Origin of the sequence: Massilia antarctica (assembly GCF_015689335.1) — a bacterium.
GTDB lineage: Bacteria > Pseudomonadota > Gammaproteobacteria > Burkholderiales > Burkholderiaceae_D > Telluria_A > Telluria_A antarctica.
Window position 1 is genome coordinate 69,440 of sequence record NZ_CP065053.1, and the last position, 24,570, is coordinate 94,009.

23 protein-coding genes are annotated in these 24,570 nt (G+C 64.7%); 9 read left to right on the forward strand and 14 right to left on the reverse strand.

All coding sequences use genetic code 11. The annotated features are described in order from the left end of the window. Window positions 1-4: 4 nt before the first annotated feature. The 3 genes from IV454_RS00315 to IV454_RS00325 form a co-directional block, all read right to left on the reverse strand. Window positions 5-1,558 (reverse strand): DegQ family serine endoprotease, encoded by a 1,554-nt coding sequence (locus IV454_RS00315; RefSeq protein ID WP_206089697.1) that lies wholly within the window; start codon window positions 1,556-1,558, stop codon window positions 5-7. A gap of 353 nt (window positions 1,559-1,911) precedes the next feature. Further along, window positions 1,912-2,367: an Hsp20 family protein gene (locus tag IV454_RS00320; RefSeq protein WP_206089698.1), complete on the reverse strand. Its 456-nt coding sequence runs from the start codon at window positions 2,365-2,367 to the stop codon at window positions 1,912-1,914. 304 nt (window positions 2,368-2,671) lie between these two features. Further along, window positions 2,672-3,301, reverse strand: coding sequence for a hypothetical protein (locus IV454_RS00325; RefSeq protein WP_206089699.1), 630 nt, complete (start codon window positions 3,299-3,301; stop codon window positions 2,672-2,674). Window positions 3,302-3,684: 383 nt separating this feature from the next. On the opposite strand from IV454_RS00325, the gene IV454_RS00330 reads away from it, so the two are divergent. The 3 genes from IV454_RS00330 (at window position 3,685) to IV454_RS00340 (ending at window position 7,082) form a co-directional block, all read left to right on the forward strand. Continuing rightward, a complete protein-coding gene (locus IV454_RS00330; protein WP_206089700.1) occupies window positions 3,685-5,604 on the forward strand; it encodes a M61 family metallopeptidase in 1,920 nt (639 codons plus the stop codon). A 130-nt stretch (window positions 5,605-5,734) separates the two neighbouring features. Continuing rightward, complete coding sequence (locus IV454_RS00335) at window positions 5,735-6,712, forward strand: sensor domain-containing diguanylate cyclase (RefSeq protein WP_206089701.1); 978 nt, start codon at window positions 5,735-5,737, stop codon at window positions 6,710-6,712. A gap of 19 nt (window positions 6,713-6,731) precedes the next feature. Continuing rightward, complete coding sequence (locus IV454_RS00340) at window positions 6,732-7,082, forward strand: hypothetical protein (protein ID WP_166882241.1); 351 nt, start codon at window positions 6,732-6,734, stop codon at window positions 7,080-7,082. A 154-nt stretch (window positions 7,083-7,236) separates the two neighbouring features. Here the strand turns inward: IV454_RS00340 and IV454_RS00345 are convergent, their stop codons facing one another. The 6 genes from IV454_RS00345 to IV454_RS33265 form a co-directional block, all read right to left on the reverse strand. After that, window positions 7,237-7,998: an alpha/beta hydrolase family protein gene (locus IV454_RS00345; RefSeq protein WP_206089702.1), complete on the reverse strand. Its 762-nt coding sequence runs from the start codon at window positions 7,996-7,998 to the stop codon at window positions 7,237-7,239. 65 nt (window positions 7,999-8,063) lie between these two features. Then, the gene (locus tag IV454_RS00350) at window positions 8,064-9,551 is read right to left on the reverse strand and encodes a Y-family DNA polymerase (RefSeq protein WP_206089703.1); all 1,488 of its coding nucleotides are present in this window, start codon (window positions 9,549-9,551) and stop codon (window positions 8,064-8,066) included. Further along, window positions 9,481-10,188 (reverse strand): translesion DNA synthesis-associated protein ImuA, encoded by a 708-nt coding sequence (gene imuA, locus IV454_RS00355; protein WP_206089704.1) that lies wholly within the window; start codon window positions 10,186-10,188, stop codon window positions 9,481-9,483. Before imuA ends, IV454_RS00350 begins: the two co-directional genes overlap by 71 nt. A 130-nt stretch (window positions 10,189-10,318) precedes the next feature. Then, entirely contained in the window at window positions 10,319-10,738 is a 420-nt protein-coding gene (locus IV454_RS00360; protein WP_054264077.1) for a hypothetical protein, read from the reverse strand. A 57-nt stretch (window positions 10,739-10,795) separates the two neighbouring features. After that, window positions 10,796-11,932, reverse strand: a complete 1,137-nt coding sequence (locus IV454_RS00365; protein WP_206089705.1) for an extracellular catalytic domain type 1 short-chain-length polyhydroxyalkanoate depolymerase — start codon at window positions 11,930-11,932, stop codon at window positions 10,796-10,798. Next, the gene (locus IV454_RS33265; RefSeq protein WP_282961391.1) at window positions 11,926-12,048 is read right to left on the reverse strand and encodes a hypothetical protein; all 123 of its coding nucleotides are present in this window, start codon (window positions 12,046-12,048) and stop codon (window positions 11,926-11,928) included. The genes IV454_RS00365 and IV454_RS33265 overlap by 7 nt, the downstream gene beginning before the upstream one ends. 224 nt (window positions 12,049-12,272) lie before the next feature. Between IV454_RS33265 and IV454_RS00370 the strand changes: the two genes are divergently transcribed. Further along, complete coding sequence (locus IV454_RS00370) at window positions 12,273-12,821, forward strand: PRC-barrel domain-containing protein (protein WP_206089706.1); 549 nt, start codon at window positions 12,273-12,275, stop codon at window positions 12,819-12,821. A gap of 213 nt (window positions 12,822-13,034) precedes the next feature. On the opposite strand, the gene hrpA is transcribed toward IV454_RS00370, so the two are convergent. After that, on the reverse strand, window positions 13,035-17,495 hold the full coding sequence (gene hrpA, locus IV454_RS00375; RefSeq protein WP_229521976.1) for an ATP-dependent RNA helicase HrpA: 4,461 nt from the start codon (window positions 17,493-17,495) through the stop codon (window positions 13,035-13,037). A 54-nt stretch (window positions 17,496-17,549) separates the two neighbouring features. Here hrpA and argA point away from each other — a divergent pair, with 54 nt between their 5' ends. Next, complete coding sequence (gene argA / locus IV454_RS00380; protein WP_206089707.1) at window positions 17,550-18,860, forward strand: amino-acid N-acetyltransferase; 1,311 nt, start codon at window positions 17,550-17,552, stop codon at window positions 18,858-18,860. Window positions 18,861-18,895: 35 nt separating this feature from the next. Beyond that, entirely contained in the window at window positions 18,896-19,168 is a 273-nt protein-coding gene (locus IV454_RS00385; RefSeq protein ID WP_054264081.1) for an oxidative damage protection protein, read from the forward strand. A gap of 71 nt (window positions 19,169-19,239) precedes the next feature. Here IV454_RS00385 and IV454_RS00390 read toward each other — a convergent pair whose 3' ends face one another. Together IV454_RS00390 and rpiA are read right to left on the reverse strand one after the other, a co-directional pair. After that, window positions 19,240-19,587 (reverse strand): putative periplasmic lipoprotein, encoded by a 348-nt coding sequence (locus IV454_RS00390; RefSeq protein ID WP_054264082.1) that lies wholly within the window; start codon window positions 19,585-19,587, stop codon window positions 19,240-19,242. Between the two features lie 75 nt (window positions 19,588-19,662). Continuing rightward, window positions 19,663-20,340 carry a ribose-5-phosphate isomerase RpiA gene (gene rpiA, locus IV454_RS00395; RefSeq protein WP_206089708.1) on the reverse strand — a complete coding sequence of 226 codons (678 nt, stop codon included), beginning with the start codon at window positions 20,338-20,340 and terminating at the stop codon, window positions 19,663-19,665. 198 nt (window positions 20,341-20,538) lie between these two features. Here rpiA and IV454_RS00400 point away from each other — a divergent pair, with 198 nt between their 5' ends. The 3 genes from IV454_RS00400 to IV454_RS00410 are packed head-to-tail and all read left to right on the forward strand — an operon-like array spanning window position 20,539 to window position 22,494. Then, window positions 20,539-20,904 (forward strand): response regulator, encoded by a 366-nt coding sequence (locus IV454_RS00400; protein WP_206089709.1) that lies wholly within the window; start codon window positions 20,539-20,541, stop codon window positions 20,902-20,904. Window positions 20,905-20,906: 2 nt separating this feature from the next. After that, window positions 20,907-21,527, forward strand: coding sequence for a chemotaxis protein CheC (locus IV454_RS00405; protein ID WP_054264085.1), 621 nt, complete (start codon window positions 20,907-20,909; stop codon window positions 21,525-21,527). Between the two features lies 1 nt (window position 21,528). Further along, window positions 21,529-22,494: a sensor domain-containing diguanylate cyclase gene (locus IV454_RS00410; RefSeq protein ID WP_229521977.1), complete on the forward strand. Its 966-nt coding sequence runs from the start codon at window positions 21,529-21,531 to the stop codon at window positions 22,492-22,494. A 65-nt stretch (window positions 22,495-22,559) separates the two neighbouring features. On the opposite strand, the gene hemW is transcribed toward IV454_RS00410, so the two are convergent. Then, window positions 22,560-23,798, reverse strand: a complete 1,239-nt coding sequence (gene hemW, locus IV454_RS00415) for a radical SAM family heme chaperone HemW (protein ID WP_206089710.1) — start codon at window positions 23,796-23,798, stop codon at window positions 22,560-22,562. Beyond that, window positions 23,795-24,379: an RdgB/HAM1 family non-canonical purine NTP pyrophosphatase gene (rdgB, locus tag IV454_RS00420; RefSeq protein WP_206089711.1), complete on the reverse strand. Its 585-nt coding sequence runs from the start codon at window positions 24,377-24,379 to the stop codon at window positions 23,795-23,797. Before rdgB ends, hemW begins: the two co-directional genes overlap by 4 nt. Window positions 24,380-24,570 lie beyond the last annotated feature (191 nt).

Sequence of the window (24,570 nt, forward strand, 5' to 3'; positions counted from 1 at the left end):
ACGATTACCCGATCCGCACCGGAATGAAGATTCTGTCATTACCGCGTTGAATCAGCAAGGCCACCGACTTGCTGGCCTTGCCCACCACATCGCGCACCTGCTCGACCGAATTGACGGGTCGTCCATTGATCGACAGTAAAACGTCGCCCGGCTGGACCCCGGCATTCGAGGCGGCACCGGCCGCATCCTCGATCACCAGGCCCGCGCTAATGCCGGACTGGCGCTTCTCGTTGGGGTCGAGCGGACGCAGGGCCAGGCCCAGTTTCGCGCTCTGGTCGGCGCCGGCGGCCGGTTCGCGCTCGTCTTGCGCCACCTTGTCGCTGGCATTGGCCAGGCGCGCATCGAGACGCACGATCTTGCCGTCGCGCCAGACGTCGAGGCTGACCTTCTCGCCCGGCTGGGCCACGCTGAGCATGGCCGGCAAATCGCCCGAGGCAATGATCGGCTGGCCGTTCACCTTGCGGATGACGTCGCCCGACTTGATGCCCGCCTTGTCGGCGGCGCCGCCTTTTTCCACGTTCGACACCAGCGCGCCTTCGGGCGAGTCGAGCTTGAAGGAATCGGCGAAGCCCTGGTTCACTTCCTGCACCGTCACGCCGAGCTTGGCATGCTGCACCTTGCCGGTGGTGACGATCTGGTCCTTGATGCGGTAAGCCACATCGATCGGAATAGCGAACGACAAGCCCATGTAGCCGCCGGTCTGGCTGTAGATCTGCGAATTGATGCCGACCACTTCGCCCTTGGTGTTGAACAGGGGCCCCCCCGAATTGCCGGGATTGACGGCGACGTCGGTCTGGATGAAGGGCACGGCGCTGTCGTCGGGCAGGGAGCGGCCCTTGGCGCTGACCACCCCGGCCGTGACCGAGCTTTCCAGGCCGAACGGCGAACCGATCGCCAGCACCCATTCACCGACCTTGAGATCGCTTGATTTACCGATGGGCACCACCGGCAGGTTCTTGGCATCGATCTTGAGCACCGCCACATCGGTCTTGGGGTCGGAGCCGAGCACCTTGGCGCGGTATTCGCGCCGGTCCTGCAGCTTGACCGTGACTTCCTTGGCGTCGCGCACCACGTGCGCGTTGGTCAGGATGACACCGTCCGGGCTGATAATGAACCCGGAACCGGCGCCAAAAACGGGCGTGTCGCGTTGTTGTCCACGGGGCATCTGCGGCCCCTGGAAGCGACGGAAAAATTCGAAAAACGGGTCGTCCTCGTCAAATTGCGGCGCGCCGCGGCCACGCTGCTGGCTCATGGACGCTTTGGTGCTGCCCATCACGCGGATATTGACAACGGCCGGGCCGTTGCGCGACACCAGCGCGGTGAAGTCGGGCAGCATGACACCGGCCGCCACCGGCGCGGGAGCGCCCGGGTTGACGGGCGTGGCCGAGGCCGCTGAAGCGACAAGCGGCGCGGCGGACACGGCCGCAGAGGACGAGGCGACTGCGTTGTTATGGTTAACCGCGATCGCACCAACCGCTCCCCCAATGGTGCCGGCGGCGGCGAGGGCAAGCGTGAGACGCTTAGCGGTGATGACAGTGATGGCACCTTCGTTATGCATGGACGTACTCCTGGTTTGAAAGGATATATTCAGTGACCGTCGGGTCAATGAAAGCTTGTTGTTGTTTGTTGATTCGTTCGTTGATTCGTTCGTTGAATCGATTGCCGTATTCGTTTGCTGCTGCTTACCGGCCACCTTTCCGGCTACCTTTTCCCGACCGCATTACGCCGGGTCAATGATGTCATCATGCGACAGCAGACTTAGGGTTGTCTTAATTTCAGCTAGCGTGCGGCAACTTGCAGCCGACACCAGCGACACCAGCGACCACCGCAGCGCACGTGGAACGGGGCGCCCCTTGCCGCGGGCGCCCCGGTGTCACTTAGCCCGGCTCGCTAAAGCCGTGCTGGGCCTGGTCAGGCCGCCTGGCGCTGCTCCAGTACCTGCACATTGTCGCCACCGTCGATGACGATCTTGCGCGGCTTGAGAGCCTCGGGCACTTCGCGCACCAGTTCGATCGTCAGCATGCCGTTGTCGAACGAGGCGGTGGTGACCTTGACGTGGTTCGCCAGCTGGAAGCGCTGCTCGAAATCACGTGCCGCGATACCGCGATGCAGATAGGTGCGTTGCGTATCCTCTTTCTGCTTGCGGCCGGTGATCTGCAGGCTGTCGCGCTCGGCGACGATCTCGACTTCCGAGCGGTCGAAGCCAGCCAGTGCCATCACGATCCGGTACTTGTCTTCGCTCACCAATTCGATGTTGTATGGCGGATAGCTGGGCTGCGCGTCGGCGCGCTGCGATTCCAGCATATTGGCCAGACGGTCGAAGCCGATAGCGGAACGATAGAGAGGAGTCAGGTCGAATGTACGCATGATAAATATCCTTTTAGAAGTTAAGCGATAAATTGACGGACCTCCGTGGAGCATCCGTTGAATCCAATCTAATGGCGCCGGCAAGGGTTTTCAAGGCCTTGAAAAATACGATTTTTTGCCCAATGGGCCGAAAAATATTTTGAATATGCGTGCTTGGGGCAAAAACAATTCAGTAGCGGACCGCTGGCCGCGCGCCGGTGCGCTTCGGTGCGGCTCAGTGCGCGTCGGTGCGGCTCAGTGCGCGTCGGTGTGGCGCAGCGCGCATCGGTGCGGCGCCGTGCGCGTCGGTGCGGTTCAGTGCGTGTCAGTCCAGAGCGCAGTCTTCACCGAGCGTGTCGTCGGCGCGGCGGTGGCGCTGGGCGCGCCGTTCGTGCTGCTGTGCGGCCTGGACGTTGACGTGCTCCACCACCGCCAGTGCGCTGCGCAAGGCGTCCGACATGCAGCGCGCCGCAGCGGCCATGCGCTCGACGGGCGTTGCCGGTTGCGGCTGTGCCTGCTGCGCGGCGCGTTCTATGCGGGCGCGCAATACCGACGCGCGCTGCCACCCCGCATCACCAGGGCGACGCACGAGCAGTTCGCGCCAGGCATTGCGCCCCTCCCCCGCGACGACCAAGGTCAAGCCGCGCGGCGAGACCTTGCGCCCGCGGTGCAGGATGGCGTCGCCGGCCACCTCGGCATACTCGGTGCGCCCGTCGGCATGCATGCGGATCTGCGTCGTATCCGGCAGAAAAAGGCACTTCCACTGAGAGCCTTTTGCCGTGCCGTCGGCCATGATGCGCGCGGTCCGCGCCTTCTCGGCCGCCAGCCACGTATCGATGGCCATGCCCAGGGCGTCATCGACCGATACCTTGCTGCCAGTGGCGTGCAAATAGGCAACCAATTGCGCCAGCGCGAGGTCCTTGCCTGGCGCTCCCCCTGCGGCAAAGTGTCTCATTTGGGTGTCTCCTTTTGTCTCGTTTTGTCTCATTTTGTCTTATTTGACAGCGCCGGAGCCTGTTCGTTCAAATGAGACAAAATGAGACAAAATAAGACAAATCCAGACAGCGAAACGAGACACTTTGCCGCACGGGGGCATTTGGCGATAGGGGCTCCCGCCACCCGATTCATAACGATTTGCAACTGCATCTGCCCTCCGCGCATGGGTGGCGATCCCGCATCGCCGCAGTCCGGCGTTCCCGGCCGACGCGGACCTGGCAGGCACTGCGCGGCGGCACAAGCAGCGCCGGCGCAATGCTTTTCGGTAGAATCATGGTCGCCTGCGAATACCCGCAGGCATTGCCGATCTTCATTGCCGATCTTTACCGTATTGACACGCCCATGCCCTCATCGTTTCGCCGCCTTCTTCCATCCGCCATCTCCGCCGCCTGCGCGCTGCCCCTGCTGACCACCTTGGCCCTGCCGGCGCACGCCGACGTGCCTGCCCCGCGCGACCTGCCCTACCCCGGCACCATCGTGCTCAAGGTCGACGCCACCAATGTCGGACAACAGATTTTCCGCATCCGCGCCACCATCCCGGCCGCGCCGGGTCCGCTGACCCTGCTGTATCCGCAATGGGTCCCCGGCAATCACGGCCCTAGCGGACCGCTGAACCAGCTTGCCGGCCTGCGCCTGTCGGCCGGCGGCAAGCCGCTGGCATGGACGCGCGATCCGGTCCAGGTGCACGCCTTCCACCTGACCGTGCCCGAAGGCGCCACCGCGGTCGAAGCCGAATACCAGTACCTCTCGCCGGTCGAGCCGGCCCAGGGCCGCATCACGATGACGGGCGACATGCTCGGCGTGCAATGGCAAGCCATGACCCTGTACCCGGCCGGCTACTTCAGCCGCCGCATTCCCGTGCAAGCCTCGCTCACCTTGCCCGACGGCTGGCAATACGGCACCGCGCTCGACACAGCCGCGCGCCGCGGCAACGAGATCAGCTTCAAGCCGCTGGACCTGGAAACCTTGATCGACTCGCCCGTGTTCGCGGGCCGCCACTTCCGCCGCATCGACCTCGACCCCGGCGCGGCCGTGCCGGTACACCTGAACATCGTGGCCGACAATCCGGAAAGCCTGGACACAAAGCCGGAACAGATCGCCCCGCACCGCGCGCTGGTGCAGGAGGCCGCCAAGCTGTTCGCCTCCCACCATTACAAGCATTACGATTTCCTGTTTGCGCTGTCGGAGGAATTCGGCGGCATCGGGCGCGAGCACCACCAGTCGAGCGAGAACGGGGTCAAGCCCGGCTACTTCACCGACTGGGCCAAGAGCGAAGCGGGGCGCGACCTGCTGGCGCATGAATACACCCACTCCTGGAACGGCAAGTTCCGCCGTCCGGCCGACCAGGATGTGCCGAACTTCAACGTGCCACTGCAAAACAGCCTGCTGTGGGTCTACGAAGGCCAGACCCAGTACTGGGGCAATGTGCTGGCGGCGCGCTCGGGACTGGTGTCGGCGGGGGCCATCCGCGACACTATCGCCGCCTACGCCGCACGCTACGACCACGTGCAGGGCCGCGCCTGGCGCAGCTTGCAGGACACCGTCAACGACCCGATCGTGCAGGCGCGCCGCGCCTTGGGCTGGAGCAACTGGCAACGCAGCGAGGATTATTACGTCGAAGGCATGCTGATCTGGCTGGACGTCGATACGCGCATCCGCGAACTGTCCGGCGAGCAGCGTTCGCTGGACGATTTCGCGCGCCTGTTTTACGGCGTCGACAATGGCAGCATCGGCCCGGCCTACTATCAGTTCGACGAGGTGGTGCGCACCCTTGCGTCGGTGCAGGCGTTCGACTGGGCGCCCTTCCTGCGCGCCAAGCTCGACAGCAACGCCGCGGGCGCGCCGCTCGACGGCCTGGCCCGCGCCGGCTGGAAGCTGGTCTATACCGACACCCCCACCGAGATCATCAAGGGCCAGGAAGAACGCAACAAGATGAGCGACTTCAGCTATTCGCTTGGCTTTTCGGTCAAGAACGATGGTGCGATCGAGGGCATCGAATGGGATGGGGTGGGTTTTCGCGCCGGGCTGTCGGGCAACAGCACCATCGTGGCGGTCAACAACCGCGCTTACAAGCCAGAGGTGCTGAAAGCGGCCGTGAAGGCCGCGCGCGACGGCAAGTCTGCGCTCAACTTGCTTGTCAAGAAAGGTAACACTTTCCGCACCGTGGCGCTCGATTACCAGGGCGGCTTGCGCTATCCGCGCCTGGAACGCATTCCCGGCAGCAAGGACCGGCTCGATGCCATCCTGCAACCGCGGCGCTGATCCGGGTATGCGGAAAACCACACTCCGGCGTGACGGCGCCAGATTGTTTGCGGCATTGCTGCCTATGCCCGCAGACACTGGTATATTCTGAAGCATTGCCGTCAAGCACGGCCCACCTGAAGCCTCCGCAATGAGTACGAGCACCGAGGTAGCGCTGACCGAGGCGCAGGCAATCGCGCAGTTGTCGGAAGAAAACGCCCTGCTGCGCCAGGACCTCGTGCGGCTGCGCGAATCCGACCGCACCTTCCGCGCGCTGCTCGACAATGCGCCGCTGCTGATTTCGGCCAAGGCGCTGGACGGCACGATTCTCCTGGCCAGCCGCCACTTCGAGGTCCTGGACGGCTACGATGCAGCCACCTTCGTGGGCCGCAAGGTATTCGACCTGTTCCCGCCCGACATTGCCGAGCAACTGTGGCGCAACGACCAGCGCGCGGCCGCCGAACGGCGCCCCATCCACGAAGAAGAAAGCGTGTATCACCGCGACCAGTCCCTGCACACCTATGCCACGGTCAAGTTTCCCCTGTTCGACGACAGCGGCGCCGTGATTGCCACCTGCGCGGTGTCGACCGACATCACGGACGTGCGGACGGCCCAGGCCGACAGCCTGACCGACGAACTGACGGGGCTCAAGAACCGGCGCTATTTCAATATGCGTTTCGTGGAAGAGCAGCGGCGCGCGCAGCGCGACCAACGCCTGCTGACCTTGCTGCTGGCCGACGTCGACCGTTTCAAGGGCTACAACGACACGCACGGCCATCCGCAGGGCGACGTGGTGCTGGCCGCCGTGGCGCAGGCGATCCGGCATACCCTGAACCGGCCGGGCGACCTGGCTTTCCGCCTCGGCGGCGACGAATTCGCCTGCCTGTTTACCGCCAATAGCGAAGAAGAAAGCGTGGAGCTGGGCGAGCGCATCCGCGCGGCGCTGGCGGCCGAGGCCATCCCCCACCTGGCCAACGACCCGTATGGCACGGTGACCTTGTCGATCGGGCTGGCCTTCCTGTATCCGCACGATACCGACGATGCGCTGGCGCAAGGTGCGGCCTACGAACGGGGCGACCAGGCGCTGTACCGGGCCAAGCACAAGGGCCGCAATACCGTGTCGCGCTGATGATGCTATGCTGCGCCTTATGACTACCGATACCGACATCCAGCTGAGCGGCCCGTTCAAGGCCAGCGACAGCAGCAGCCGTTCCCACGACGTCAAGGCGATCCGCATTTTCGACGAGGGTTACGGGATTATTGACGTGTACGTGGACTTCGCCGCGCCGATCGAAGGTGGACTGTACAAGGACAAGGTCCTCGTCGGCAACATCATCGACCGCCTGCGCGCGCTGGGCTACGTGGGGCCGAATTTTTCGCACAGCGATCCGGGCTTGCAGGACCGTAAGCTGATCGTGCTGGAAGCACCCGAAGAATTCAGCGCCTTCGCCAAGCTCAAGGGCTGGAAGAACCTGGCCGAAGAATTCGACGACGAATAAGGCGCGCCGCCCCCTCCGCAAACCTTGCCGCGCCGTTTGAACAACGGCGGGGCAAAAGGAGTGCAAAGGGAGCACAAAGAGGCCGCAAAGAGGCCGCACGCAATCGCGCGGCCCCGGATTGCCCGCTCAGCCGGGAACGGTCCCTACCTCCGCTTCACCCGCCCACATAGCGTGCGCTCCACGCCGCAATCATCCCCGCCACCCACACCGCATCGTCCCTGCGCGTGAGCAAATGATCGGCATCGTCGAGCGACACAAAACTCTTGGGATGCTTGGCCGCCTGGAAAATCTGCAAGGCATTATCAATCCCGACCGTGCCGTCTTGCGGCGAATGCATGACCATCAGGGGGCGCCTGAGCTGGCTCGTACTGGCACTCAGATTCTGCTCGGCGGCATCGCGCAAGAACTGGCGCTTGATGGTAAACGGCCGCCCGGCCAGTTGCACCTGGGCTTCGCCCGCGGCTTCGATCTCTCCGAGCTGTTCCCCGAACAGACCGCTGACATGCGAAGGATCGCTGGGCGCGCCCACGGTCACGACGGCGCGCACCTCGTCGATGCTGGCGGCGGCCGCCAGCACGGCAGCGCCACCCAAGCTATGTCCGATGAGAATCTGGGGCGCCTTGAGCGCAGCGCGCATGAACGCGGCGGCAGCCACCAGATCCTGCACATTCGATGAAAAATTGGTATTCGCAAAATCGCCTTCGCTGGCGCCCAGCCCGGTGAAATCGAAGCGCAGCACCGCGATGCCATGCTCGGTCAGCGCTTGGGCGATGCGGCTGGCCGCAAACACATCCTTGCCACAGGTAAAACAATGGGCAAACAGCGCATAGGCGCGCGCCGGACCGTCGGGCGCATCGAGACGGGCTGCCAGCTTGTGGCCATCGGCCCCGGGGAATTCTCGTTTTTCGCTGTTCATCCCTGCTCCTCGTCAATCATGAATCCAAGCATCTTACCCCTGGAGCGCCGCCGCTGCCGCATGCCTCAACCGAACAAGCCATGCAGGAACCAGCGCGGCGCGGTATCGCCATCGGCGCCGGCGATGCGTTCGCGGTAGACCCAGTAATGGGCGTGATCCTGCCCTTGCGCAATGAAATAATCGCGCGTCTGCGACTGGCTCCACCAGCCCGCCTCGATCCGCTCCGGGGTCGACGCCATGCGCAGGGGCGAGCCATAAAACGGCCGGTGATCGCGCATCAGCAGCGCCACCGGCTTGGCCAGCAGCCAAGCCGGGCGCGGCAGGCTAAGCAAATCCGGCGGCAATTGCGGCGGCATCTGCTGCTGCGCGGTGCGCCGGGTCCGCTGCACCGGCACCCAGCGGTTGGCCAGCTCGGGCCGGTAATCGGCGCGCGGCGCCGCCTGCAACACATTCTCGGGGCCGAGGCGCGCCACCAGCAGTTCGAGCATGCGCCACTGATCCTGCTCGCTGCCGCCGGGCTCGGGAAACAGCGACTCGCTCGGCATGGCCATGGCCTGCACCTCGGGCGCTTCGAGCACCAGGCCGATCACATGCGCTTCCAGGCTCAGGCTGCCCAGGCGTTCGCGCAGCAGGCGCACCAGATGCTCGTCGCGCCAGGTCGGCTCGGCCAGGACGATGTCGAGCACGGTGGGCGGGCGCGCCACCCGGCCGCGCTCGTGTTCGAGCAGCAGCACGATGCGTCCCACCGCCAACTGGTGCGCGCACAGCCAGCCCGTCATTTGCAGCAGCAGGCTGTGGGCGCCGGCCAGCAGGGCGTCGGCCTGCTCGACCCGGTCGAACAATTCCAGCCGGGCCTGGAAGGTGGTGGGTGCGGCGATCCAGTCGAACAGCTCGGCCGTCATGCCGTAGGCGGCGTCGAGCACGCCCAGCAAGGCGCCGCCGCAACGGCGCTGCAAGCCCGGACGCGGCAGGCGCCGCAGCTGGCCCAAGGACAGGCAACCGATGCCATCGAGCCAGGCGGCAAACGGGCGCGCCGGCAGCGGCAAGGCGGCCGGCAGGCGATCGAGGTGGCGTTTAAGCGATGCCATGCCGAGCGCGTGGCCGCTGCCGCCGCGCGCCAGCAGCCAGGCCCCGCGCGCCGTCGGCGCGCAGCTGAGGCGGGCAGTGAAACCGAGCGCGCGCACCTTGGCGCGGATGTCCCGGCACAGCGCGCGCACCCCGCCGAACAGGCGCAGGCTGGCCCCCACATCCATCAGCAAGCTTGCTTCCTCGGCCAGGGTGACCTGGGGCGTGTACTGCAGCAGCGCCATGGCCAGCGCCTGCATGGCCGCCGCCTCGCGCGCCGGTTCGCGCTCGTGCAGGCGCGCTTGGGGCAGCAGCATCAGCACGCCGCCGCGGCGCATGCCCTCGCGCACCCCGCCCGCCTGCGCCAATGGCGAGGCGGCCAGCACGCGCTCGTGTTCCAGCACGACGCTGGCGGCCTCAGCCGACCAGTGCGGGCTGAATACGTCGAGCGGGAGCCGGGGCAGGTAAAGGCCGATCCAGAGTCGCATGGCGTTGCAGTAAAGAAGGAGTCAAGGGCAGGAACAAGGGCGCATCGCGCTGCGGTCCGCGGCGTTTGACGAAACCGATATCGAGCCCGCCGAGGGCCGGACGCAGGCTCAGGCGCAGCGGCGCCGGCGACGCATCCTGGGCCGCCGCGAGCGGACGTAGCAGGAAGAACAGGGCCTCGCCGCACTGGGCCGCCAGATGCAGGCGGCGCAGCGCATCGGGACGGGCATGGCTGGCCCAGAACAGCAGCGCGCCGCAACTACCGCTGCGCAGCACCTGCTCGGCCGCCCACAAGGCATCGGCATTGCGCGCGCTGCGCACCCAGATCAGCTGGGAGGGAGGCAGGCCGAGCGCGGCCAAGGCCAGCGCCTGGGGTGGATGGGGTGGCTGCAGCAGCACGATACGGCGTTCGGCCACCTTGGCCAGGGCCGGGCGCAGCAGGCGCAATTCGCCGATGCCGCTCTGCTGCAGCAGCAGCTCGACCAGGCAGCCGCTGGGCCAGCCGCCGCCGGGCAACTGGGGCGACAGGGTGGGATGGCCGCTGTCGACGCAGCGCGTGCCGGCATGGGCCAGCTGGGAAGCGCGCCACAGGGCGGGATGCAAGGTCTCGGGCGCGGCAAGAAAATCAGGGGAGCTCATGGTCCGATCAACAGAATACTGTATGTTTATACAGTACTCTGCGACTGCCGATTTGGCAAGGCCTATCGTGCGTACCCCGCGTTCCGACAACCGGGGTCTGACCTCTGATTAGAAATTTTCCAGCCAAGCATCATCTGTGCAGCAGCCAAGCCCGCAGGGCGCTGGGCAAGGCGATGACGGTCAAAACCACTACTCCGAGCGTAAACACACCGCTGAGACCGGGCTGGCACGACACTGTTTCCTCTCCAAAAGGATTGCGCCATCCGCAATCTATCGCGATAAACAGGATGGACGCCAAGGAGCCGAGAAAAAACATCCCCAACCAGCCAATCCAGCTATCGATACCCAGCTCGACGGCGCCTTTTCCAATCCAGTAATACAGCGCCATTGGCACCGTCAGGGCACAACAGAATACCGACGTCCCCACTATATGCTCCGGCTCGGGCCGGAACGTAAAAACCAAGCCGACAATCAGCCCGCAGAGCGCCGCCAGTCCGACGCTGGTCGCGAAAACATTTTTCTTGTTTAGATTTGCATACCAGTGGCGCATGGGCGGATTCCGGCAGGGATGAACAGGTGCGCATCATTGCCCAGAAACAAACCAAGGTCAACGCCGGTGCTTGCCAAAGAAATCGACCAGCATCTTGCTGGCATCCGGCCCCGCCGCCGAATTGAACGACAAACGCGCATCGCCCCCGCTCCAGGCATGCTGCAACTGGGCGATCTGGGCCACGCGCAAGATCAGCTTGCGCCCGCGATACACATCGTGCAGCTGGTGCGGCAAGCCGCCGCGTCCACCCGCCTTGAGCGCCACCCGCACCGGCGTCGCCGCCGGCAAATCATTGATCAGCATCGCCTGGCGCCGCAAGTGCACCTGGTTGACCGGCCGCACCACCCGGTCATCGTCGCCCTGGATCAGGATGGTCGGCATGGAGGGAAACCCGGGGCGCCGTTCGAGCACCTCGGCGATGGCGCTGTCGACCCGCGCGCCGTTGCCATGTTGCATGACCCCAAGCGCCCCGACCGTGCTGTGCCCCGCGCCATACAGGGGCCCCGAATGCAGCCCCAGCCCGGCAAACAGCTCAGGATGGTTGAGCGCGACGATATTGGCCATGCCCGCTCCCGCCGACATACCGCAGATAAACACCCGCGAGCGGTCCATTGCGTATGCGGCCAGCACCTGGCCGATCATGCCGACAAGCACCGGTACATCGCCGCCGCCCTGCTGGGTGGCGCGGTCGTACCACTTCCAGCAGCGACGCGGATGGGAACTGAGCGATTGCTGCGGGTACAGCACGGCATAGCCGGCTTTTTGCGCCGTCTGGTTCATGCGCGTGCCCTGGGCAAACTGGGTGGCGCTCTGCTCGCAGCCGTGCAGCATGACGATCAGCGGCCAGCCCGAGGGCGGCGGTGCGCCATCGGGCAGATACAGCCAGTAACTCATCGGGCGCAGCACTTGTCCGCTCTGGCCGGCGTAGCGCGCGGTGAGCCACTTGCCCGGCGCGGGAGCGTCTTTGAGCAATGCCGCTGGCGCGGCCCGCGGTGCTGGTTTGGGTTTCGGCGTGGCCGCAGCCGTGGCGGCGGATCTGGGTTTCGGCGTGGCCGCAGCCGTGACGGTGGATCTGGATTTCGGCGCGGGCTTGGGCGGCGCGAACAAGACCGTGAGCAGGCGCGCGGCCGAGCGCTGCTGCTTTTTCCCCACGCGCATCAGGCTGCGCAGCAAGGGGGCGCTCGACTTTACCATCGCAAACGAACCATCACGCGCTGGTGCAGGCGGGCCCACAGGATGGCCGCGGAGGTACGGGTGGGAATCGGTTTGCCGAGCGGGCCGGCGTGATTGCAGCGTGCGGTGACGAACATGGTGACAGGCTCCTTTCAACCAGCATAGCGTGCGCCCACGGCGCCGCTCCGTGCGTTGCGCCGCTTAGCGGGTCCGATGAACAAAAAAGCAACATCGACGAGCAAGGCGCGCGCGCCGACACCATTGAGGTATATCAAAGAACGACTTGCGCGAAAACCTAGTCTGTCTGCATAAGGACCGCGACCGGCAAGGTCCGCACACCCAAAAACATCAGGAGAACGACATGAATTACACAGAGCGCGACAAATATGGCATGTACAAAGGCAGCGCCGGCCCTGGCCCTGCCCTGATGGGTGCCGACACCCTGATCGGCGACGACGTGGTCAATGACCATGAAGACGATCTGGGCGAGATCAAGGAAATCATGCTCGACATGCGTACCGGGCAAGTCGCCTACGCGGTGCTGGCCTTCGGCGGCATGCTGGGGCTGGGCGAAAAACTGTTTGCGGTGCCGTGGCAAGCGCTGCACCTGGACACCGTCCACAAGCGCTTCGTGCTCAATGTGGAGAAGGAGCGCCTGAAAAACGCGCCAGGCTTCGATCCGGATGCCTGGCCGGACATGAGCGATGTCGGCTGGGCTAACCAGATAAACGGGTTTTACGGCATCGACAACAGCACCGGCGGCGGCATGGGCACGGCCACGCAGTCCGGCATGAGCGGCGCAGGCGCGAGCACGATGAGCGGCAGCTCGGGCACGAGCGGCATGGGCGGCGGTTCGGGAACGGGCGGCATGGGCGGCAGTTCGGGAACGGGCGGCATGGGTGCGGGATGATGAAGCGTGCTTGATGAATAAGCGCTGACGGCGCGCGCGCCAGTGTGGCGTCCCCGCGCGCGCCTGTGTGACACGCGCGGATAGTCGGGCGCGCCAGCCGAAAGTGTCCACGGGCGACGCCCTGCGGCTTCCGCACGCCTGCACCTGCGCGAGCGCCTGCGCCTGGACCTCACGCGTGCGCCTGCGCCTGAATCAGCGCTGCATCGGCGTGGATCAGCGCTGCATCGACTCCCACACCTTCTGAAGGCGCTTGGCCGACACCGGCATTGGCGTGCGCAATTCCTGCGCATACAGCGACACGCGCAGTTCTTCGAGCATCCAGCGGAATTCCACCATCTTGGGATCGGTGTTCTTCCCCGCCAGCCGGTCGCGTGCGGCGCGCATGAAGTGGCTGGCGGACTGGGTCCACTCGGCCATCAGCTTTGTGTCGCGCGCGGGATCGGCCCGCAGCTTTTCCAGCCGCACATTGATCGCCTTGAGATAGCGCGGAAAATGCGCCAGTTGCGCGTAATCGTTATCGATCAGGAAGCGCTTGTGCACGAGCCCCTGCAACTGCGACTGCATGTCGGCCGCGGCCTGCGCCTGCACGCCCTGCAACTTCTTGGGCAAGCCATGGAACTCGGTCAGCACCTGCGACACCAGCCGCGCAATCTCGTTCACCAGCAAGGTCAGGCGCGACTTGCCTTCCTCCTTGCGCTTGTTGAACGAGGCCGCGTCGGTCGGCAGCGGATCCTGCAGACAGGCGATATCGATCGCCTTCTGGATGATCTGGTCGCGCAACTCTTCCTGCGAGCCCATCGCCATGAACTGCATGCCCATCTGCTGCAGACCCGGAATGTTCTTCTCGACAAACTTGATCTGTTCCTTGAACTGCAGCGCGAACAGGCGGCGCAGGCCGATCCGGTGAGTGGCGGTGGCCACGGTCGGGTCGTCGAACACTTCCAGGTCGCAGTGGGTCTGCTTGTCGACCAGCGCCGGAAATCCGATCAGGGTCAGCTTGCCCTGCACGATTTCCAGCAGCTCCGGCAATTCGCCGAAAGTCCACGAGGTCAGGCCGGTATGCTGGCTGACCTTGGGCGCATTCGCCTGCGAGGCCGACGACGCTGCCGCCGGCGCGGCAGCCGAGGTCGTGGCCGTCGCCTGCACCTTGCCCGGTGCCGCCGGAATCGACACTTCCGCCAGTTTCTGGAAGCTCTGGCGCGCCTGCCCGCCGAATTCGGCCTGCAAGGTCGCCAGATTGCGTCCCATGTCGAGCTGGCGCCCGTGCTCGTCGATCACCTTGAAATTCATGAAGTGATGCGCCGGCAAGGTTTCGGGCTTGAAGTCAGTCGTCATCACCATCAGGCTCGTTTGCGAGCGGATATCGGCGATGATCGCGTCGATCAAGTCACCGCGCCCGAACTTGCCCGCCTCGTGCACTCTTTCACAAAAGCGCGCCGCGTAATCGGGCAGCGGCACGCAATGGCGGCGCAGCTTCTGCGGCAGCGATTTCAACAGCAGATGCACCTTCTCCTTGAGCATGCCCGGCACCAGCCAGTCGGCGCGTTCACGCGGCAACTGGTTCAGCGCGAACAACGGCACCGCCAGGGTGACGCCGTCGCGCAGGCTGCCCGGCTCGAAGTGGTAGGTGAGCTGCATCTCGATGCCGGTCACCGACATCATTTTCGGGAACAATTCGGTGGTCACCCCGGCCGCCTCGTGCCGCATCAATTCGTCGCGGTTCAGGAACAGCAGCTTGGGTTCCTTGAAGGTGGCGTCCTTGTGCCACTTCTCGAAGCCGGCGCCGTTGACCACATCGGTCGGAATGAGCTTGTCGTAGAACGCGGCGATCAAGTGGTCGTCCACCAGCACGTCGAGGCGGCGCGACTTGTGCTCCAGGTTTTCGATCTCTTTGATCAGCTTGTGGTTATGCGCGAAGAACGGCGCGCGCGTGTCGTAGTCGCCCGCCACCAGCGCATCGCGAATGAAGATTTCGCGCGCTTCGGCGGGATTGAACTGGCCGTAGTTGATGCGGCGCTGGCTGTAGATCACCAGCCCGTGCAAGGTCGCGCGCTCGGACGCGGTGACCTGCGCGGCGCGTTTTTCCCAGCGCGGCTCGCCCCACGATTTTTTCAGCAGATGGCTGCCCACCCGCTCGATCCACTCGGGCGCGATGTTGGCCACGCAGCGCGCGTACAGGCGCGTGGTTTCCACCAGTTCGGCCGCCATGATCCACTTGCCCGGCTTTTTGGTCAGCGAGGAACCCGGCCACACGTGGTACTTGATGCCGCGCGCGCCCAGGTAACCGGCGCCCGGTTCATCCTCCGACTTGAAGCCGATGTTCCCCAACAGGCCAGTGAGCAAGGCCGTATGCAGGTTCTCGTAGGTCGCCGGCAGCTCGTTCATGCGCCAGCCCTGCTCCTTGACGATGGTGAGCAGCTGCGAATGCACGTCGCGCCATTCGCGCAGGCGCACCTGCGACAGGAAATTGGTGCGGCAGGTTTCCATCAGCTGGCGGTTGGTTTTCTTGTGCTCGATGGCTCCCTCGAACCACGTCCAGATCTTGATATAGGTGAGGAATTCGGACTTCTCGTCGGCGAACTTCTTGTGCGCCTCGTCGGCGGCCTGCTGGTGCTCCATCGGCCGGTCGCGCGGGTCCTGCACCGACAAGGCCGAGGCGATGATCAGCATCTCGGTCAAGCAGGCGTTTTCCAGCGCGGCCAGGATCATGCGCCCAACCCGCGGGTCGAGCGGCAGCTTGGCCAGTTTGTGGCCGAGCGGGGTCAGGTCGTTCGCTTCGTCGACCGCGCCCACTTCCTGCAGCAGCTGGTAGCCATCGGCGATCGCGCGGCCCTGCGGCGGCTCAATGAAGGGGAAGGTCTCCACATCGGTCAGGTGCAGGGACTTCATGCGCAGGATGACCGCTGCCAGCGACGAGCGCAGGATTTCCGGCTCGGTGAACTTGGGCCGCTGCAGGTAATCGTTTTCTTCGTACAGGCGGATGCAGACGCCGTCGGCCACGCGGCCGCAACGGCCGGCACGCTGGTTGGCGGCCGACTGCGCGATCGGCTCCACCTGCAATTGCTCGACCTTGTTGCGGAAGCTGTAGCGCTTCACCCTCGCCAGGCCGGCGTCAACCACGTAGCGGATGCCCGGCACCGTCAGCGACGTTTCGGCCACGTTGGTGGCCAACACGATGCGGCGCGCGTTGGTGATCTTGAAGACCTTCTCCTGCTCCTCGACCGACAGGCGGGCGAACAGCGGCAGGATTTCCACATGCGGCGGATGGTGCTTGCGCAGCGCCTCGGCGCAATCGCGGATCTCGCGCTCGCCCGGCAGGAACACCAGCACGTCGCCCGAGCCGATGCGGCACAACTCGTCGACGCCATCGACCACCGCGTCCATCAGGTCGCGCTTGTCGCGCGCGGCCTGCGCCTTCGGCATCGGCTTGCCCGCCGCCGGCGGCGGCGCCATCGCCACCGGATCGCGGTCGACCGGGCGATAGCGCACTTCCACCTTGTACAGGCGGCCCGACACTTCGATCACCGGCGCCAGCTTGTCGCCGTTGGCGAAGTGGCGCGCAAAGCGGTCGGCATCGATCGTCGCCGAGGTGATGATCACTTTCAAGTCGGGGCGGCGCGGCAGCAGCTGCTTGAGGTAACCAAGCAGGAAATCGATGTTCAGGCTGCGCTCGTGCGCTTCATCGATGATGATGGTGTCGTAGTTTTTGAGCAGCGGGTCGGTCTCGGTTTCGGCCAGCAGGATCCCGTCCGTCATCAGCTTGACCGAGGCACCCGGCTGCAGGGTGTCGGTAAAGCGCACCTTGAAGCCCACGTGCACGCCCAGCGGCGTGCCCAGTTCCTGCGCAATGCGCTTGGCCGTGGACGACGCGGCGATACGGCGCGGCTGGGTGTGGCCGATCAGGCCCTTCTGGCCGCGTCCCAGCTCCAGGCAAATCTTGGGCAGCTGGGTAGTCTTGCCGGAGCCGGTTTCGCCGGAGACGATGATGACCTGGTTTTCCAGCAGCGCCTTGGCGATGTCCTGGCGGCGCCCGGAGACCGGCAGGTCCTCGGGAAAGGTAATCGGCGGCAGTGGCGTGCGAAACACCTCGCGCGGCGCGCGTGCCGGACGTTCACCGGCTGGCTGACCTTCGCGCGGTGCACGTTCACCGGCCGGCTGGCCTTCGCGCGGCGCACGTGGGGTACGCGCCGGACGTTCACCGGCTGGCTGGCCTTCACGCGGCACACGTTCACCGGCCGGCTGGCCTTCGCGCGGTGGACCCTCACCGGCCTTCTGACCTTCGCGCGGCGGACGCGGGGTACGCGCCGGACGTTCACCGGCTGGCTGGCCTTCGCGCGGCGCACGTTCACCGCCCGGCTGGCCTTCGCGCGGCGGACGCGGGGCACGCGCCGGACGCTCGCCGGCTGGCTGGCCTTCGCGCGGCGCACGTTCACCGGCCGCCTGGCCTTCCCGTGGCGGACGCGGGGCACGCGCCGGCCGTTCGCCGGCTGGCTGACCGTCCCGAGGTGGGCGCGGCCCGGCACCCGGACGCTCGCCCTCCCCCGGCTGGCGCTGCGCGCGCGGCTGGCGGGATTGAGACTCACGCGGCGCGGCTTGACCCGCCTCGCTGGCATTACGGGGCGTGGCGACGGGTGGCGACGGCGGTGTGGAAGGCTTGTTACTCTGTTCTGACATTGTTTTTTACATGAATTTAGCGCGCAAGTCGCGCAGCGAATTATAATGCGCCAAATGGAAACCCCTAACCAATTCGTCCAATGGCTGCGCTCAGTCGCGCCGTACATCCACGCCTTCCGTGGCAAGACCTTCGTGGTCGCCTTTCCGGGTGAACTCGTCACCGCCGGCGCGCTGCCCGTGCTGGCCCAGGATTTGTCGCTGCTCGTCGCCCTCGACATCCGGGTGGTGATCGTGCACGGCTCGCGGCCCCAGGTCGCCGAGCAGCTCGCGCTGCGCAACGTCGAAGGCCGTTTTCACAATGGCATCCGCATCACCGACACCGCCGCCCTCGAATGCGCGAAGGAAGCGGCCGGCGAACTGCGCCTCGACATCGAGGCCGCCTTCAGCCAGGGCTTGCCCAACACGCCGATGGCGCACGCCGCCATCCGCATCATCTCGGGTAACTTTGTCACCGCGCGCCCGCTTGGCGTGATCGATGGCGTCGACCTCGAACTGACCGGCATGCCGCGCAAGATCGCCGCCGAGACCATCCACGCGATCCTCGCCACCGACAGCCCGGTGCTGCTCTCGCCGCTGGGTTTTTCGCCCACCGGCGAAGCGTTCAACCTGACCATGGAAGACGTGGCCGTGTCGGCCGCGATCGCCCTGCACGCCGACAAACTGGTGTTCATCACCGAAACGCCGATGATGGTTGACGAAGGCGGCATCGAAATCCGCGAACTGTCCTCGCACCAGGCCGAAGCCGTGCTGCAGGCGGGCTTTTTGCCGGTCGACGCCGCGTTCTACCTGCAGCACGCCATCAAGGCCTGCAACAGCGGCGTGCCGCGCGCCCACATCGTGCCGTTCGAGATGGACGGCTCGGCCCTGCTCGAACTGTTCACCCACGATGGCGTGGGCACCATGATCAGCCACGAAAACCTGGAAAGCCTGCGCCGCGCCACCATCGAAGACGTGGGCGGCATCATCAAGCTGATCGAACCGCTCGAAGCGGACGGCACCCTGGTCAAGCGCGGGCGCGAACTGATCGAACGCGAGATCGACCAGTTCTCCGTCATCGAGCACGATGGCGTGATCTTCGGCTGCGCCGCCCTGTACCCGTTCCCGGAATCGAAAATGGGCGAAATGGCCTGCCTCACCGTCAACCCCGACGTGCAAGCCCAGGGCGATGGCGAACGCATTCTCAAGCACGTGGAAAACCGTGCCCGCGCGGCCGGCCTCAAGCAGCTGTTCGTGCTCACCACGCGCACCTCGCACTGGTTCCAGAAGCGCGGCTTCAAGCCGGCCACGGTCGACGCCCTGCCCAAGGACCGCCAGCATATGTATAACTGGCAGCGCAAATCCCAAGTGCTGATTAAGTCTTTATAATCACGCCTTTACACTTATCCGCTTGAGGAGTACACATGGCCCGCACCGTCCATTGCATCAAACTGAACAAGGAAGCCGAAGGACTCGACTTACCACCTTACCCGGGCGAACTGGGCAAGAAAATCTGGGAATCGGTGTCGAAGGAAGCCTGGGCGGCATGGCTCAAGCACCAGACCATGCTGGTCAATGAAAACCGCCTGAACCTGGCCGACCAGCGCGCGCGCAAATACCTGGCCACCCAGATGGAAAAGCATTTCTTCGGCGACGGCGCCGACGCAGCCCAAGGCTACGTCCCACCGGCCGACTGAGCGTACCAGCATCACGGCGCTGCCCCGACGGGACAGCGCCATTCCTGCCTTATCTCCGCTTCAGACCTGCTTCAGATCTGCTTGCACTGACGCAATTCGCACTTCGCCTGGAAAATGGTCCGGTTATCGCACACCATGCGATACACCTCGACCGGGCCTGGCGGCGTCATCAGGCCGGCACCCACGCCGCCCGTGCAACCCTGCTTCTTGGCCATGTTTTCCACCGTGACCGACGAAATGCCGGGACGGAAGGGCACACGCGCAATCGGCTCGCCCTTGGCGTCGAGCGCTTGCGCTTGCACCGGCTTCACGGCCGCCACTTTCACCGGCGCTGGCCGCGCCGCGACTTTTTGTTTCCTGCCCGACGAACAGCCGCCCAGCACCGCCACACACATCACCGCCAAAAGCAATCGCTTCATGTTATCCCCGTCGTTGAACTACTTCTTTAACATCATGTCTGATCGATTTCTTGCCGAATCGATATCTTGTATGGCTTAAAACGTCAAGGTCTTGACGCCTTCGCTCGTTCCCAGCAGGCACACATCGGCCCCGCGCCGGGCAAACAGGCCGACAGCGATGACGCCGACGATCTGGTTGATCTGTTGCTCCAGCCCGACCGGATCGGTGATCGACAAACCCGCCACGTCGATGATCTCGCCGCCGTTATCGGTCACGAAGGCGTGTTCGGTGCCGGGTTTGAGACGCAGGCGCGGCTGGCCGCCCAGGTCCGCCAGTTGCCGCATCACGGCCGCGCGCGCCATCGGCAGCACTTCGACCGGCAGCGCAAAGGCGCCCAGGGTCTGCACCAGCTTGGAGCCGTCGGCGATGCAGACGAACTGGTGCGACACGGAAGCGACGATTTTCTCGCGCGTCAGGGCCGCCCCGCCGCCCTTGATCATGGCGCCGCTGGCGGTGATTTCGTCGGCGCCGTCGATGTAGACGGCAATCCCGGTCACGTCGTTCAGGTCGTACACGGCAATGCCGTGGCCGCGCAGGCGCGCCGCGGTCGCTTCGGACGAGGCCACCGTGCCCTTGATGCGGTCCTTGATGGTGGCCAGCTCATCGATGAAGAAATTGGCGGTGGAGCCCGTGCCAACGCCGATGATCTCGCCGTCAACCACGTAGGCGATGGCGGCACATGCCACGGCTTGTTTCAATTCGTCTTGAGTCATGTCAGGAAAATAAGGAGAAAAAGGAGTAATGCTCTTATTTTAACGGATCGCACCCCGCCAATACACCTTTCCTGCCCAATTTTGTTGCCATGTCGCATTAACGTAAACAAGTCGATGGCACGGCTGCCCCGTTTTACCTATACGGCGCGGGAAACTATGCGAAAATGCCTCGATGCATAGATTCTCTGGGAAAGTGACATGAACGAAACGAAAACGGTCCTCGTCATCGATGACAGCCGGGTATCGCGGCTGATGGCGCGCCAATTCATCCTCAGCCGTCAGCCCGGCTGGCTGGTGGAGGAAGCCGGCACCGGCGAAGAAGCGATCGAGAAGGTGAAAACCCTGTCCCCCGTGCTCATTCTCATTGACGTCAACATGCCCGGCATGGGCGGCCTGGCCGCCGCCGAGCACCTGCGCGCAGCCTGCCCGGACGCCCACATTTCGCTCGTCACCGCCAACGTCCAGAACGCCACCCGCAACCGCGCCACCGAGCTGGGCATTGGTTTCATGGAAAAGCCCATCACCGAAGCGCGCATGCACGCCCTGATCGGCGCCCTGGAATGACCATGTTCAATCTCAGCGAACTGCAGCACGATGCGCTGGTCGAGATCTTCAACATCGGCGTGGGCCACGCGGCCAAGTCGATGAGCGAAATCGTCAATGAAGAAGTGACGATGTCGGTACCGTCGATCAGCTTCCTCAACCGTGCTGAAGCCGCTGAGATGCTCGGCAACAAGGACAGTGCGCGCGTGTGCGGCGTCAGCCAGCACTACGAAGGCGCGTTCAAGACCGAAGCCATTTTGATGTTCCCCGAGGATAAGAGCCTCGATATCGTGCGCCTGATGGTGGGCGAGTCGGTGCCGCTCAAGGAATTGACGGAAATGGAGCAGGAAGCGCTGAGCGAGATCGGCAACATCATTCTCAATTCCTGCGTCGGCACCCTGGCCAATATTTTTGCGCAAGAACTGAGCGGGTCCCTGCCCGAATACCACGTCGGCACCAGCGAAGAAATCCTGAGCGCCACCGGCGGCCAGGGCGACACCGTGGTACTGATGCTGCATATCGACTTCATCCTCGAAAAACACCAGATCCACGGCTATGTCGCCTTCATCCTCGACTTGACCGCACTGCAGGACCTGCAAGACCAGGTCGACCGCTACCTCGCCAAGATCATGGGTCCGGCCTGACATGGGCCACGCCGCGGCACCCGGCCAGGGCATGCTTGAAAGCGTGCTCGGCGCGATCAATCTGGGCACGATCGTGCTCGATCATGCGCAGCGCGTGGTGGTCTGGAACCGCTGGATGAGCCAGTATTCGGACTTGCCGGCCGAGCGTGTCGTGGGAGAGGATTTTTTTGCGCTGTTCCCCGAACTGAGCGGCAAGCGTATCGACAGCGCGGTACGCCAGGCGCTGCGCGACAATTTTCCGTCGGTCTTGTCGCAAACCTTGCACAAGGCCCCGTTTGGGCTGTTCGTCAACGCCGCGGCGCGCGCGGCGGGCGAACGCATGCAGCAGGCGGTCGCCGTGACGCCGCTGGAAGTGCCGGGTCTGGCGCGTCATTGCCTGATCCAGATTACGGACGTGAGCGTGGCCGTGCACCGCGAACGGCTGCTGCGCGACCAGGCGCTGGAACTGCGTTCGCAGACGTTTTCGGACGGCTTGACCGGGATTGCCAACCGGCGCCATTTCGATGTGGCGATGGATAAGGAAATGCGGCGCGCCAAGCGATCCGGCACGCCGCTGTCCTTGCTCATGATCGATATCGATTTCTTCAAGCCCTACAACGACCATTACGGGCACCAGCAGGGCGACGATACCCTGATCAAGGTGGCGCACGCGCTGGCGGCCATGCTGCAGCGGCCTGGTGACCTGATCGCGCGCTATGGCGGCGAGGAGTTCGCGGTGATCCTGCCGGAGATGACGGCGGAACACAGCCAGGTGCTGGCCGAGAAGATGCGCGAGCGCATTGCCGCTTTGGCGATTCCGCATGCCAAGGCCGATCTGACCGGATATATAACGGTGAGCATCGGCCTGGCGACCCATGCGCTGGAAAATTCGAGCGATATCGCCGTGCTGCTGGGCGAAGCCGACCGCGCGCTGTACATGGCCAAGGGGGCGGGACGCAACCGGGTGGTGAGGTACAGTTCGCCGTAGGCCCGGCCCTCGTCCCTGGCATCGCCGGAAACCGAGGGCTTGCGGCGCAGCGACAACGACGGCGGCTAGGCCGACAAAAACATCTCCTGCAAATCATTCAAGAAGCGCTGTCCCAGCTCGGTCGGCCGGATGATCTTGTGGTCACGGTAAATCAAGCCCTTCGCTTCGGCCGCATTGAGCGTCTGCTCGATCGCATTGATCCCCATGCCGGTGCGTTCGCCGAACAGGTTCGGTGAAAACCCCTCGGTCAGGCGCAAGGTGTTGAGCATGAACTCGAACCCCATGTCGGCGCGCCCGATCTCCCTTTCTTCCTGCACCGGATTGCCGGCCCGCGCCGCCTCGATGAACGCCTTCGGCTGCTTGTAGCGCGCCTGGCGCAGCACCCGGTGCGGGAACGAGATCTTCGAGTGCGCGCCCGCGCCGATGCCGAGATAATCGCCGAACTCCCAGTAATTCACATTGTGCTTCGCGCGCCGCCCCGGCTGCGCGTACGCCGACACCTCGTAATGTCCATACCCGGCCCGCGCCGTCTCCAGCGCGATCATGTCCTGCATGTCGGCGCTGGCATCGTCGTCCGGCAAGGCCGGCGGATACTTGGCGAACAGGGTGTTCGGCTCCATCGTCAGGTGGTACAGCGACAGATGCGGCGGCGCGAACGACAGCGCCGTTTCCAGGTCGTGGCGCGCTTCTTCCAGGGTCTGCGATGGCAAGGCGTACATCAGGTCGAGGTTGAAGTTATCGAAATTCGCGTGCGCAATCTCGACCGCCCGGCGTGCCTCGTTGTCGTCATGGATGCGGCCCAGCGCCTTGAGGTGCTTGCCGCTGAAGCTCTGGATGCCGATCGACAGCCGGTTGATGCCGCTGGCGCGGAACGACTTGAACTTCTCGGCCTCGAACGTGCCCGGATTGGCTTCCATCGTCACTTCGGCATCCACGTCCAGCGGCAGCAGGGTGCGCACGTCCGACATCAGGCGGTCCAGCCCCTTGGCCGACATCAGGCTCGGGGTGCCGCCGCCGATAAAGATCGTGTAGATCTTGCGGCCCCAGATCAGCGGCAGGGACTGCTCCAGATCGAGCCGCAGCGCATCGAGGTATGCTTCTTCCGGCAACTCGCCGCGCGCCTCGTGCGAATTGAAGTCGCAGTAAGGGCACTTCTTCACGCACCACGGATAGTGAATGTACAGCGACAGCGGCGGCAGCGCGGCCAGGTTCAACGCGCCCGGCTGCAGGTACTGCAGGGCGCTGGCGGCCGGCGAGCGCGGCTCGGTCTTGACGCCGCTACCGGCGACTTTGATCGGGATCATTTCAGCTTCTCTACCAGCGCGCGCAGGGCCTGGCCGCGATGCGACAGCGCGTTCTTTTCAAGCGGCGACAACTCCGCGGTGCACTTGCCCAGGGCCGGAATCCAGAAATGTGGATCGTAACCGAAACCGCCCGCGCCGCGCGCCTGGGCGACGATCTCGCCGTTCCAGCGGCCGTCGGCGATGACCGGCTGCGGGTCGTCGGCGTGGCGCACGAACACCAGCACGCAGTAGTAGTACGCCGATTTGTCGGCGTGGGCGGCCAGGTCGGCGATGAGTTTTTCATTGTTGCGCGCGTCCGATTTCGGTTCGCCCGCAAAGCGCGCCGACCACACGCCGGGCGCGCCGCCCAGGGCATTGACGCACACGCCAGAATCGTCGGCCAGCGCCGGCAAGCCGGTCAGGCGCGACGCGTGGCGCGCCTTGGCGAGCGCGTTTTCGACGAAGGTGGCGAACGGCTCCTCGGCTTCGGGCACGTCGAATTCGCCCTGCGCGTGCAGGGTGAAGCCGATCGGGCCGAGGAGTTCGCCGAACTCCCTGAGTTTGCCGGCGTTGTTGGAAGCGAGGATGAGGCGTTGGGTCATAAGAGTCTGGTCTGGCCGGTGATGGATGCCAGCGGCATCCGCAAGTGCGTATTTTAGCGCCATTGGCCGCCCGGCTGGCGCGAGCGCCGCTTTCGCGGGATTTTGCCGGGCAAACACTGTACTATATCGGCATCCTGAAATTGACGGCGGAACTCCGATGGCGACAGCAGCACTACGCGACGCGCTAGGCG